The 13,144-nt window shown below is 41.3% G+C and carries 7 protein-coding genes; 2 read left to right on the top strand and 5 right to left on the bottom strand.

Translation table 11 applies throughout. The features are described 5' to 3' along the window. The first annotated feature begins 22 nt into the window (after nt 1–22). Entirely contained in the window at nt 23–1,696 is a 1,674-nt protein-coding gene (locus tag ACQ2HF_RS03715; RefSeq protein WP_432412178.1) for a carboxypeptidase-like regulatory domain-containing protein, read from the top strand. Between the two features lie 14 nt (nt 1,697–1,710). Here the strand turns inward: ACQ2HF_RS03715 and ACQ2HF_RS03710 are convergent, their stop codons facing one another. The 3 genes from ACQ2HF_RS03710 to ACQ2HF_RS03700 all read right to left on the bottom strand — a co-directional run bounded on the left by ACQ2HF_RS03710 (nt 1,711) and on the right by ACQ2HF_RS03700 (nt 3,642). Further along, nucleotides 1,711–2,373 (bottom strand): HD domain-containing protein, encoded by a 663-nt coding sequence (locus ACQ2HF_RS03710; RefSeq protein ID WP_432412177.1) that lies wholly within the window; start codon nt 2,371–2,373, stop codon nt 1,711–1,713. Continuing rightward, nucleotides 2,366–3,100 (bottom strand): lysophospholipid acyltransferase family protein, encoded by a 735-nt coding sequence (locus ACQ2HF_RS03705; protein WP_432412176.1) that lies wholly within the window; start codon nt 3,098–3,100, stop codon nt 2,366–2,368. The genes ACQ2HF_RS03710 and ACQ2HF_RS03705 overlap by 8 nt, the downstream gene beginning before the upstream one ends. 131 nt (nt 3,101–3,231) lie before the next feature. Further along, the gene (locus tag ACQ2HF_RS03700; RefSeq protein WP_432413050.1) at nt 3,232–3,642 is read right to left on the bottom strand and encodes a BrxA/BrxB family bacilliredoxin; all 411 of its coding nucleotides are present in this window, start codon (nt 3,640–3,642) and stop codon (nt 3,232–3,234) included. Between the two features lie 260 nt (nt 3,643–3,902). On the opposite strand from ACQ2HF_RS03700, the gene ACQ2HF_RS03695 reads away from it, so the two are divergent. Beyond that, nucleotides 3,903–4,649 (top strand): TerB family tellurite resistance protein, encoded by a 747-nt coding sequence (locus ACQ2HF_RS03695; protein WP_432412175.1) that lies wholly within the window; start codon nt 3,903–3,905, stop codon nt 4,647–4,649. Between the two features lie 261 nt (nt 4,650–4,910). Here ACQ2HF_RS03695 and pbpC read toward each other — a convergent pair whose 3' ends face one another. Together pbpC and ACQ2HF_RS03685 are read right to left on the bottom strand one after the other, a co-directional pair. Then, nucleotides 4,911–7,286 (bottom strand): penicillin-binding protein 1C, encoded by a 2,376-nt coding sequence (gene pbpC / locus ACQ2HF_RS03690; RefSeq protein ID WP_432412174.1) that lies wholly within the window; start codon nt 7,284–7,286, stop codon nt 4,911–4,913. A 234-nt stretch (nt 7,287–7,520) separates the two neighbouring features. Then, nucleotides 7,521–13,091 carry an alpha-2-macroglobulin gene (locus ACQ2HF_RS03685; protein ID WP_432412173.1) on the bottom strand — a complete coding sequence of 1,857 codons (5,571 nt, stop codon included), beginning with the start codon at nt 13,089–13,091 and terminating at the stop codon, nt 7,521–7,523. Between the last annotated feature and the right edge of the window lie 53 nt (nt 13,092–13,144).

Genomic DNA, 13,144 nt, shown 5'->3' with positions numbered 1-13,144 from the left:
TGCTTTCAAATTTTTTCAGGAAATGGTAAAAAAAAGTGTTTTAGTTTGTTTTCTGTTGGTAACTGCCATACAATTTGCGCAGGAAACCCAGGGAAAGGTAGTTTCAGAAAAAGGCGTTATTGAAGGCGCCATAATCACGGTTAAAAACACTTTTACTGAAGCCATTACAAATGCAGCTGGTGAATTCAGTATAAAAGCAGGAGATGACAACGTATTGGTAATCTCCTATTTTGGGACGGAAGCCAAAGAAGTAGTTGCAACGCCATCCACTAGCATGACTATTGTATTAGATACCGATGCAGAATTGCTGGATGAAGTACTTATAAAAGCTAAAAAAGAAGCTAAAGAAAAAACGGAAGAAACGGCATACGGAAAACAAAATAGGGACGCGCTAGGCTACAGTACTTCACAAACGCTTACGGCAGACCAAATAAACCAATCCTATACTAATGTTTTTGACATTATTAGAACCATGCCTGGTACCGAAGTGTTTGGGCTGCAAGGACAAGAACAGAGTGTTATTTTCACCAAAAACCGAAGCCTGAACACTGCTTTGCCTATTGTGGTTATAGACGGGGCTGTTTTTGATCAATCCATTCTAAATGCTATTAGCCCAACTCAAATAGTAAAAATCGCTCTCTTAAAATCTTTAAATGCGACGCTTCGTTATGGACAACTAGGTGCGGGTGGTGCCATACTCATCACGACACAATTAGGAGAAGGAAATGCGTTTACTCCAGAACAAAAACAAGCATCCCTATTGGTAAAAGGAAACGAGTATAAAGAGAACATCGTTACCATAGAAAATGCGCCAACTTTTGAACCTTATTTACTGTCGCTTCAAAAAGCGACCAATTTTGAAGAAGCAAAAAATATATACCAGACCCAGCGTGATTCTGGAGATTATAATACCATACCTTACTACGTTTCAGTCTCAGATTATTTTTTGAAGTGGGATGCCAATTTTTCGTTTCAGGTTCTTTCCAACATTGCCAAAGAAGCAAGTAATAACACCAAGGCATTAAGAACTTATGCGTATAAACTAGATGAACGTAAAGAATTTCTTAAATCACTAAGTGTTTACAAACGCATTGTTGCACTTCGCCCGGGCGAATCTCAATCCTATCTGGATTTAGCGATGGCAAGTGAAGCAACGGGAGATTACGATACTGCCTTTGCCTTATATTATCAAATTATTTTCAATACAATCCCAAATGTAGATTGTACGGGAATACAGGATATTGCGATTAATGAGATACGGCATTTATTGGCTTTTCATAAAAACAAAGTTCCTTTTCAAACGCTTCCAAACGATTTTCTTGCAGCGAAACTAAAGCAGGATATCCGGATTGTTTTGCAATGGAACAACCCGTCAAAAGATTTTGAAGTGCAATTTGTAAGTCCAGAGAATAAGTTTTTTATCTGGAACCACACAAAATTTGACAATATTGAATTAATGAAGGAGGAAGTTGAACAGGGCTATGCCATAAAAGAATATAGTGTAGATGAAAAGTCTAAAGGGAGTTGGCGTGTAAACATTAGGGCGTTGGAAGAAGAAGCGCAGAAAAATCCAACCTACTTAAAATATACCTTGTATAGAAATTTTGGCCTGACAACCGAAACAAAACAAGTAAAGGTGGTCAATCTTTCTCAATTTACAGAAAAGGTAACGTTGGACAATTTTATCTTTCAATAAAACCTAAAATTGCTTTAACACTCTCCATTCCATTCGGCATAAAATTGCTCAAGAAATTGCTCCATAAATTGGTGACGTTCCTGGGCTATTTTTTTGGCAGTTTGGGTATTCATTTTATCTTTCAACAGTAATAATTTCTCGTAAAAATGGTTGATGGTGGGCGCCATAGAAGCTTTATATTCTGAAGGCGTCATCTTCAAGTGCGGTGGGATAGCGGGATCATAAAGTTTTCTGTTTTTAAAACCGCCATAATTAAACGTGCGGGCAATCCCAATAGCACCTAATGCATCCAACCTGTCTGCATCTTGCACAACTTCTAATTCTTTGGAATGAAACGTTTTTTTGGCATTTCCGCCCTTAAAAGAAACATTGGCAATAATGTTTACAATGTGTGTGCTATCTTCTTCGGAAATTTTCTGAGTTGCTAAAAATTCAGCGGCTTTTTTGGGCCCAATCGTATCGTCTCCTCCGTGAAATTTGGAATCGGCAATGTCGTGAAGTAAAGCAGCTACTTCAACGACCAAATTGTTTACAGCTTCCTCTTCAGCAATCAACTTAGCATTTTTATACACACGTTCTATATGAAACCAATCGTGACCACCTTCGGCATCTTGTAATTCTTTTTTTACAAAAGCGATGGTGTTTTCCAGAAGCAATTTTTCTTCAGAATTAATCATGAACTATATCTTTTAGCACCGTTTGTTCTACCAAAGAAATAAGCGCATCTGGCTGGTATTCTGAAATTTTAATGGGTTCGTGCACCTTCATTTTTAAATGAACTCCCATAGGTATTGGGAACATTCCAAAACGCTGTAATTTCCATGAGTTACTAATACTTACCGGGAGAATAAAAGCATCTGGAGCGTTTTTAAAAAGGAGTTTTAAGCCTTTTGTTTTAAAGGGTTTTGGATAGCCATCACGGCTTCTGGTACCTTCGGGAAAAATAACGACGGCTCTATGGGTTGAAGAGATATACTGTGCAATCTTTTCAATTTGAGCGGTAGCCTGCTCAGGGTTTTTACGATCTATCAATACAGAACCGCCTTTCCGCAGATTGTATGAAATGGAAGGAATTCCTTTTCCCAGTTCAATTTTAGAAATAAATTTTACGTGCAACTTCCGCAAAAACCAAATTAACGGCGGGATGTCCCACATACTTTGATGGTTGGAAGCAATAATAACGGGTTTGTTTACCGGTAAGTTATCAGGAAGCTCAACGGTAAAACGAGTTCCTAAAACATTGAGGCAGCGCATTAAAAACCATTGTAGCGCATCCACTGCAATTTTGTGTGCGTGGTAACCAAACCAGTTAAAAGCAATCCATTGTATGGGGTGAAACAGAACAATGGTACCGCCAAACAGCAAATAGAATACGACTGAAAATGGATAGCTTAAAATTTTCAAAATTAAAATAAATTATAAAAAACATTGGTTACCGAACGAAGCCGAGATACAAAAATAAAAAAACCGTTTTCTATAATTAGAAAACGGTTCATCTTTTTCTTCCTCCCTTCTGGGGAGGATTGAGGAGGGGACTAACAAAATTCGTTAAAAGCTCCTTTTAAATTTTCGGCAATCATATCGGCTGGACGTCCTTCAATGTGGTGGCGCTCTAGCATATGGACTAACTCACCATCTTTAAACAACGCCATACAAGGCGAACTTGGAGGGAATGGTACCATTTGTGCTCTCGCAGCATCTACCGCTTCACGGTCAACGCCTGCAAAAACAGTTACTAGGTGATCTGGAGATTTTGCGTTTTGCAAGCTCATACGGGCTCCTGGGCGCGCATTGGCAGCTGCACAACCACAAACTGAATTCACAACTACCAAAGTAGTTCCTTCTTTTGCTAACGCATTGGTTACGTCTTGTTCTGTATATAATTCGTTAAAGCCTATACTTGTTAGGTCTTCACGCATCGGTTTTACTAATTCTGCTGGATACATAATCTTTTCTTTTAAATCATTAATTTTCAATACAAAGATAGTCAATTTGCTTCGGAAAAACTTACACTGAAGGAGGGACTATCTTCTTAAAAAACACTTGACCTACCCTTTAGAGCCTGTCCCGTTTTATAACGGAAGGGTTAGGGAGTTTAGAATTTGGAGCTTGTGATTTTGAATTTTTTATACCTTCCAATATAACACCCCCTAGAAAAGCATTACTTATATTTGCACCTCAGTATAATTGAGTAAATAAGAAGCAGATGATTCGTTGGTTGTTGGCCGTATTGGGCTATACATTTTTTAGATTTCCGGGAGCTATTATTGGCTTTCTATTAGGAAGCTTACTAGATAAGATGATTGGTGGCAAAGGGAAGTCTGGCGGCGGATTTCAACAAGTATTTCAGCAACAGGGAAGTGACACTGTTTCCCCAGCCGATTTTGAACTGAACCTCTTGTCGCTGGCATCTCTTGTTATTAAAGCCGATGGAGTTGTAAACCAAAAAGAACTGGACTATGTGCGCCAGTATTTTGTGCAAGCCTACGGAAAAGAACGCGCTAATGCTACGTTTAAGGTTTTTAATGAAGTGATTAAAAATCGTGAGATATCTTCAGCAAAAATATGTGCGCTCTTACGCACCCGAACGCGTTACGAATCTAGATTACAAATTCTCCATTTCTTGTTCAGCATTGCCAATGCAGACGGTTATGTGACTCAGCCCGAAGTAGTAGAAATAAATAACATTGCCCGCTATCTCGCCATACAAGTACAGGATTTTGAAAGTATAAAAGCGATGTTCTTCAAAAATCCTGATAGTGCTTATAAAATCTTAGAAATTACAACAACCGCCACGACTGCTGAAATAAAAACAGCCTATCGAACTATGGCCAAGAAATACCATCCAGACAAACTACAACACATGGATGAAGCGTACCAAAAAGGTGCCGAAGAAAAGTTTAGAAAGGTGCAAGAGGCGTATGAGCAATTGCAGAAAGAAAGAGGATTTTAGTTTTAAAACCAGCATCAACACACAGCTGGCTCCTTCCCACAGCGGTTACAGAATGTTCAATGAAATTTGAAAAGTTTTTATCCGCGATTCGGGGGAAGAGCCTGCCCCGTCTTTTTTGCGGGGTGGATTTCAGCCCAAGAAATTTTAATGGTACTTACAATTTATGTTGCTGAAATTCGGAAGGGGGACTTTTCGAGGTAGCTAACCCATTAAAAATCATTCTTAGCAAGAAGTGTGGCCTCTCGCTGTGCTTCGAGGTGACTAACTAGCTTTCTCCACAACAACACGCTGCTTAATCTCATTCCCGTCTTGGTCCACAGCCGTTAGCACATATTCCCCAGGTAAAGGTTGTAACGCTATTTGATGAAAAGTCTCTGTAGTAGTTATAAAACTACCATCCAAATACCAATAAATCTTGGTCTCGGGATTACGGTGGGCAATTTTAAAAATCACATCCTGCGTTTCTTCTTCAAAGTTTTTAGCAAGTAAAATAGTTTCGTTTGGCCCTGCCCGTCCGGCAGGCGGGTTCGGAAATATAAACTCCATCAACGCTTCTCCTTCTTGTAAACAGTCTGGTCTAAACGGCGGTAGCACTTTGTATTCAGGGTGTAAGGGAGCGTAGTAATATTCCATAACCGGCGGAAGTGCAAACCACGATTCCTGTATCATTTCAGCTAACTCGTAGCAAGAAGAGTTCACCCGATATTGCTCGTTTTGCGCCAAAAATACTTGCTGATGATACGGACAAGGCTCCGTGCGCACGCCGTTCTTCGGAATAAATTCTGAAACGGTTTCCCCACAAAAAACACCTGCCAAATGACCACTAATTGCGCAAACCGAAACTTCGGTCAATTCATCATAAGGCGTAGCAAACCAATCGGTTTTTGGGAGTACATCCAATACATCAAACAAGATGGGAGCTGCCGCTTGCAAGCCTGTTAATCCCGGCCTGCCTTCACCATCTGCATTTCCTGCCCAGACACCTATGGCGTATTTTTTAGTCACCCCAACCGCCCAGGCATCTTTAAACCCAAAACTAGTTCCCGTCTTCCAGGCAATAGGTTGCGAGTTGCTAAAAAAATCCCAGTTTTCTTCCCCCAGAGGTCTATTTACTTTTTGCAAGGCTTCAAAGGTTTTGTAAATAGCGCCTGCATTAAAAACAGTAGGGTTTCTTACTTTTTCTGAATCAGTTTCAGCGTGAGAAATATAAGTAGGGTGTTTAAAATCGGTAGTTCGGTATTCGCTGGAAGTTTCGTTAAAAAAGTTAAGTGTGGAAGCCATTCCTGCGTAGGCATTCGTGATTTCCCAAAGCGAACTTTCGGCGCCACCTAAAATTAGCGAAAGCCCATAATAATTGGCTTCACGATTAATGCCCTTCAATTGCAACTCGTCCAATCTTCTATGAAAACGTTCTAGTCCGTAAGACCGAAGCATCCGTACCGCAGGAATATTCAAGGAACGTGACAAAGCAACACTTGCTGGGACCGCGCCATTAAATTCCTTGTCAAAATTTTCTGGTTGATACCCATTAATCACTGTAGGAATATCTGCCACCAACGTGTTTGGTAACAACTCCCCACTATCTAACAGTGCGGTGTATAAAAATGGTTTCAAAATACTTCCCGTACTTCTGGACTTGTCAATAACATCAACAAACTTATTGTTTTCAACCGTTGTAGGTGCATTACCAATGTAGGCCAAAATCTCACGTGTTTCTACATCCAATACTAAAACGGCCAGATTGTGAATTTCATTTTGCTGTAACTGAAAATACTGCTCGGTTACGATTCGGTTTAGGGTTGTTTGTAAGTTGAGGTCTATGGTGGTTTTAATTCGCTCCCCTGGGTGTTCTTTCCTGATTTTTTCAGTTAAATGAAGCGCAGTTTCGGGTAACGGGAACGGTTTTCCTGGTAAGGCTTCGTCCAGTGCCAATTCATAGGTCATCTGATCAATGACTTCTTTCTGAAATAATTTCAGCAACAATCTATCGCGTTTTTCTTTTAAGATGGCTTCGTTCTTTCCAGGGAAAATCAAAGCAGGCGCATTAGGCAACACGGCTAAAGCAGCAGATTGCCCCCAACTTAATTTACTTGCTGGAATCCCAAAATAGCGCCAGGCAGCAGTTTCCAATCCCACCACATTTCCACCAAAGGGAGCATACGAAGCGTAAAAGTTTAAAATATCTTTTTTAGAATATCCCGCTTCCAAACGCGTGGCCTGAAAGATTTCAATCACCTTTTCGCCATAGCTACGTTGCTTGTTTTTTCGTGATAAACGTATCACTTGTTGGGTTAGTGTACTTCCCCCACGACGAGTTGAAGAGGTAAGATTTCCCCACAAGGCTTTGCTAATTGATATAGGATTAAACCCTGGATGGCTGTAGAAATATTCATCTTCAAAGTGTAAAACAGATTGCTCGAATCGGTACGGTACCGAGTCTAACTTCGGGAATCGCCATTGGCCATCTGTCGCAATACGTGCGCCTAGTAAAACGCCCTCTCTACTTTCCACCACGGTTGAAGTAGGATCTTGAAAAAGAGGCCGCGGAAGGCAAAAAAACCAGCATACCAATCCCACCAAAAGCAAACTGAACTTGATTTTGTGTTTTTTGATGGTATGTGTGATTTTTTTTAGCATTGTTCGTTTTGTGAAATTTATTCTCCCTCTCAGCGGGAGAGGGTTGGGGTGAGGGATTTTGTTTTTTATTTAAACCCGTTAGTCAGACCTACAAGGTTGCATCGCTTCATCCACTTGAAACCTTGCAGATCAAAAAACTGCATTTCACTAAAAGCGAAGCGATCTCACCACCTGTCTGTCGTGCATTGGCAGGCAGACTCACAACTACAAGCGAAGCGTCCTACCCGCTACCGACTACTGACTAACTTCAACCCAAATCCCTTGATTCCTTGCATAGTAATTAGTATCGTACATCGCCTCCACTTGAGTGCCCGGCAAATAATAAGTTCCTAAATACGAAGCGTTCAACTTCACGGTAAACGTTTTGCTTTTCCCCGCCGCTAAATCGAAATAAAAATTCACTCGGTCGTCACGTATATCTTTGTATCGCGCTGCTCCTGACGCACCACCACCTAGCTCTGTAAAACTAGTGTTCACGATTTCCCAACCGCCAGGGAAGATTTTGGTGAGTGCCATGTTATCAACATAATCGTTAGAGGTATTCGTGATGGAAACTACGGCATTCACTTCAGTACCTTGGCGTACGTTTTTTATATCCAATGGTTTTCCTGCTCCGTCTAAATAGGAGGCTTTTACTGTTAGGTTTTTTCGCTCTGTCAACTCGTTTCCTAAAGGAAGTTTTCCTTTTTGAGCCAATGTTACATACACTACATTTCCTTTTTTGTTATTAACGGTTATGGAGTTATTGCCCATTTGTATGCCAATGTCTCGTTGCGCTACCGCTCGATCAGTTTTAACGGTTTCAGATTTTCCATTGTTGGTGTAAGAAACCTCTAAAGATTTCCCGCCATTTTTCTCAACCATTTTTGCCATTGCCAACAAGGCGTAACTGGTTTCTTGTGTACTAAACCATCGCTGAGAAGATAACTCCTTCGCAACAGAAATAGCCATCTCCCGCTGTTTTGGAGAACCTGTAGCAACCATCGTCTCCAACGCCATCGCCTTATTCCTAAAGGGCGAACCATACGTATAATAATCATACCGCTGTGGGATAAAATTGATGTTTGCTGTGCTCATTAGTTGTTCTGCAACATTCTTTTTCCCTGCTAAGGCATAGGCAGCAGCCAATCGCCATTTGGCATCGTTGCTCATGTTGTTGGATTCTCGCAAACGGTTCATCGCAGCCAATTCTGGTTGTCCAGCTAGCGCCAGCGTATACAATCTGTACGCCTGTGTTAAGGTAGAATTGTAGCTTGTGTTGCTATTACGCCATTGTCTTGCTGCATTTTTTTGGTAGCGCAACCAATTGCTCATAAAAGTGATAGGCAAGGCATAGCCTTTTCCTTTGGCTTCCAACATAAAATGACCTACATAATTGGTACTCCAATCGTCTGCTTGTCGCTCGCCAGGCCAGTATGCCATCCCGCCATTTGTGATTTGATAGCGTCCCAGTTTTTTGATGGCTGCATTTACATTGCCTTCAATGTCTTTTTTCTTGTCGAAAGTAATATCAAACACATCTGCTAGAAATAACTGCGGAAAAGCAGCCGAAGTTGTTTGCTCCACACACCCATGTGGATATCTAATTAAATACTCCATCCGTTTGCTAAAATCCATGGGTGGTAAGGATGAAAATTCCAACGTTGCCGCATTCGATCCTGCTACGCCAAAGGTGTCAAAAGAGATGGTTTGGTTGCCATCTTCGGAAAGGGTGTACTGCGTGGATTTTTGTGAAATTGGATTTGGGTTCTCTACATCTACTTCTAGCTTGTAGCTCGCACTTTCCCCGCTTCCCGAAGCTAAAACTTCAATAGTTTGGAAGGTATCGGTAGGCAATACTTCAAATTCGAAATTCACGATTTGTTCGCCTACTTCTGGGAAGGAAATAGTTTTTGACAAACCATCCAAGGGTTTTAAAGCATCGCCAACTTTCAGTTTAATGGTGGCGTGTTGAACCTTTTTTTCCATCGCAAAAACGGTCACCGGAATGGTCACTTTCTCACCCGGACTCAGCACGCGTGGCACAGATGCTAATACCATCAAGGGCTTACGAACGGGCGTTGTTTTATCTGTTTTTCCGTAGGCGCTTTTATCGGTATCGCCTGCAACTACCATTGTTCGTACAGAACCTATATAATTAGGCATGGTAATTTTATGTGTTGCCGTTTCTCCTTTTTTCAAGGTGAAAGGTCCCAGATAACGCACCACAGGCTTAAAGCGGTCTGCTTTTCGGTTTTTCGCACCTGCTGCTGCGTCGCCACCACCCACTTCGTAAATATTATTAACGCTTCCGGAATACGCGCCAATTACATAATCATACATATCAAACGTCTTAACACCCAAAGCTTCGCGAGTGTAAAAAGCTTCGTGAATTTTTGGCGTTACGTAGCGCGTTAAATCCAGTAAACCTTCATCTACCATCGCCACGGTGTAGGTCATGGGTTTGTTGTTTTCTTCGGAAACTTTAATGCTGAAAGTTTCCTCAGGCTTTAACACTTCGGGCATTTGTAATTTTGGTTTTAGCACCTTTGAAGGATCTTCCACTAAAATTGGAATTACCCCGTATAAACGCATCGGCAAATCGTTTTTGGTCTGTTCGTGCGGTTGTAACAATGAAATGTTCGCATATACATTGGGCGCCATCTCTTTGGTGATTTTAATTCTGGCTTGGGTTTCGCCTTTTGTAGTTTCAATCCATTGGGTTGATAACACTTCGGTACCGTTTTCAATACTAATCAAAGCACGCCCAGCACTTCCCGAAGGAAACGTAAGCACGGCTTCTTCGCCTACATCAAATTTTTCTTTGTTGGCGGAAAAGATGAGCATTTTAGAACTTTCAGAATCTCCATCTGTGGGGCGTTTCCACCAGTTTCTATAAAAATAAGTGACGCGTCCTGTTGCGTGTCCAGATTCTTTGTCGATTACTCTAATTAAATACCGGCCACCTTCTTCTTCGGGAATATCGATGCTGAAATTTCCTTTCCCGTTGCCTCCCGTAGTAACACTCATTTCTTTAAACGGACGGTAAATGGTCGCATCTTCATAGCGAGAAAGGTTGTCGTAGCTACGGTTCCACCACCAGCGCCATTCAATTTTAAATATTTTTACGTCTAGTTCTCGGTTTCCACTTGCGTTGCCCTGCGCATCTACCGAAACTACGTCAAAGGTTGTTTTCTGGTCTGTATAATACGAACCATAGCGATGCGGTTCTGGAGATTGCATCCCCACAAAGTGTGAATAAGGCGCCAGATTTTTACTGAAAACATCAATCGAAAAATCACCGCCCCCTTCAAAAACCTTCGTTAAAAAAGTAGCTTGCAACATTCCTGGCGCTTTGTTGGAAATATCAAATTTCTTGGAGAAATCTGTGGTTCCATCCGCAGAAAGATTTTTGGAAAGCACGGGTATTTCAACTTCGTCAAACGTTCGGATAGGATCGTTAAAATGATATTTTTTAAACTTGTCGAACGCCGTGGTGGTACTTCGTAGCGTAGTGTTCATTTCAACTTTGAGGTTTCTTGCAGGCGCTCCGTGGAGCCATAATCCTTCCACGCTTCCTTTCACGAGTTTGCTGGCATCCAGTATATCATCGTCAAAATCTAGTTTTATTTTGAGCCGGTTAGGCTTTACCGTCGCTACTTTTAATGTTTTACTGAATTTCACTCCGCCCACGCTTATGTTGGCGTTCCAATTTCCTGTTTGGGCTGTGGCTTCGGTTTTTATGGGGAAATAGTAAAAGCCATTGTCCGCCCTGGCCCCCCGGAGTGTGGTATTACTTTCTTGCGATAAAACTGTACGTTGCACCAGTTTCCCTCGTGCATCAGTTACCTCTAATTTTACGGGATGGTTTTTTGGCAGCGGGTTGGCAACGTCGTTTAATACAAAGGTGAGGTGAATGCTGTCTCCAGGGCGGTGAACGCCTCTTTCAGTGTATAAAAATCCTTTGAGACCTTTTTGTAATTGCTTTCCGGAGACATCAAATTTACTAAGGCTCAAAGCGTTTCCATCGCCTAGTTTCGCGTAGGCATAGTTTTTTCCTTTTCTAGCTACAGCAAAAGCGATGGTTTTATCGCTGTCGTAAATGGCAAAACCTTGAGTGTCGGTGGTTACCGTTTCAATACGTTGTTGCTGAAAGTTAAACAAGTCGATTTTTACACCACTTTCAGGTTGGGTGTTCAGTAAATTGTTGGTTGCAAAATGATAGCTTAGGTTGTTTCCTTTTTTCGCGATAATACCTAAATCACTCCCCAGAACATTGGTGGCTATCACACGGTCTTCGTTGTAATATGCCGGATGACAAGGGTTGTCGCGTTGTTCCCAATTATAGGAATAGGTTCTCCAACGATACATCTCGCCGTCCCAGTACTTTTCTTCGCGTTCTTCTTCGTCTAGGTCTGAGCCTGCTTCGTAATCGTCATAATAATAGTCGTCGTCCTCGGTGGAAGCTACATCTTCAGCATCACAATCATAATGAATATAGTCTTTCGTAAAGCTAAATTCTACTTGATACAACGACCCAGGGTTGGTCTTAAAAAAGTCGGCAAGATTTACTGCGTACGCTTTCCATATACCATCTTCGCCAACGCCTTTGTCGAGCGTAATGGTTTTTTTCGCCACGCGGCGTCCTACTGTTTTTAGATTGTAACTACTGGAATTATCGAGGTTGGACTGTTGCAAAAACTGAAGCATATTATTCTCAAAAACCTGAACCACTCGAACATCTACTTGGTTTAGGTTGACTGCTTCAAAATAGATAGGAGTGTTTTCGGCATTGGGGAGAATCACGCCTTTGGAAAGTAAGCGAATCGCTGGTTTTAGCTGCTCAAACGATATTAATTCACTAAATTCTTTCTTTAGGCCAAAATTTTCTGTGTTTTTAATTCCGTTGAAGATGGTGACGCGAACATCGCCAATAATTCTACTGTTTGGATAAACATTCAGCACGTTGCCGTCTACTTCAAACCGAAGATCTGAAGCATTTTCAATAGTTACAAGTCCCGCAAAATCCTGATTCTCTTTTAAAGGGTCTGAAAAATTGATTGCTAACGAAGCCTGAGGCGAATGGCTTGCATCTACGTTTACTACCGTAAAGTTATTCTGTCCAGGGATAGCGAAGGTATTGTTGCCTTTGGTCTCGGCACCAATGGGTTTACCGTCCCAGGTGATTTCAATTTCAGAATTTTCTATTTTACGTGAAATACTGTCTATGGTAAAGTTAAAATACCGTGCTTGAGCGTCGTCCCCAGACCATTTTATGTGTAAGTCTTTTTTGCCTTGTTTTACGGAAACTAATTTTTTGGCATCTTCCAGTTTCAGCAAATCTGAAGCTTCCAACGTACCGCTCACATACTGCCATTGCTTATTGTAAGACTGCAAATTCTCTAGATTAATAGTAAAGTTGGGCGTAATGGTTTTAAAGCTGAAGGTGTAGTTTTTAAACTCGGTGTCTATGTCTTCGTATAACTTTTGAAGATGCACCGTCACCGTATATTCGGTGTTTGGTTTTAGGTATTCTTTTGGCTGAAATATAAGGGTGGTATTGTTTTCAACGATGAGGGTTCCTTCGGTTTTGGGAGAGATTTTTAGGTATTCCGAAGGGATTTCCTGCGTGATTTCAAATTGTTCTAAGGGTTGTGCAAGATTAATACGAATGGGTGCCGCAATGCTTTGATTTCCGTAGGTGTGATTACTAATATACTCCTTAAATTTAAAGAGGTTGTCGGTTTGGGAAGATTCGGTTTTGTCGCCGCAAGAAGCTAAGGAAAGAAAGGCAGCACAGATAAGAAGACGCAACAATGTGTTCATAGTAATGGTTTTAAACAATTAAAATTACAATAAAATAGTGGTTGTGCTCGCAG

Source organism: Rasiella sp. SM2506, from assembly GCF_050859505.1.
Classification (GTDB): Bacteria; Bacteroidota; Bacteroidia; order Flavobacteriales; family Flavobacteriaceae; genus Marinirhabdus.
The sequence above is the reverse complement of the archived record's forward strand: the minus strand, read 5'-3'. Positions and strand labels throughout refer to the sequence as shown.

Excerpts from the sequence above, each read along its gene's own strand:
- ACQ2HF_RS03685 (WP_432412173.1), bottom strand. The coding sequence starts at position 13,091 with ATGAACACATTGTTGCGTCTTCTTATCTGTGCTGCCTTTCTTTCCTTA.
- ACQ2HF_RS03695 (WP_432412175.1), top strand. The coding sequence starts at position 3,903 with ATGATTCGTTGGTTGTTGGCCGTATTGGGCTATACATTTTTTAGATTT.
- ACQ2HF_RS03710 (WP_432412177.1), bottom strand. The coding sequence starts at position 2,373 with ATGATTAATTCTGAAGAAAAATTGCTTCTGGAAAACACCATCGCTTTT.
- ACQ2HF_RS03715 (WP_432412178.1), top strand. The coding sequence starts at position 23 with ATGGTAAAAAAAAGTGTTTTAGTTTGTTTTCTGTTGGTAACTGCCATA.
- pbpC (WP_432412174.1), bottom strand. The coding sequence starts at position 7,286 with ATGCTAAAAAAAATCACACATACCATCAAAAAACACAAAATCAAGTTC.
- ACQ2HF_RS03700 (WP_432413050.1), bottom strand. The coding sequence starts at position 3,642 with ATGTATCCAGCAGAATTAGTAAAACCGATGCGTGAAGACCTAACAAGT.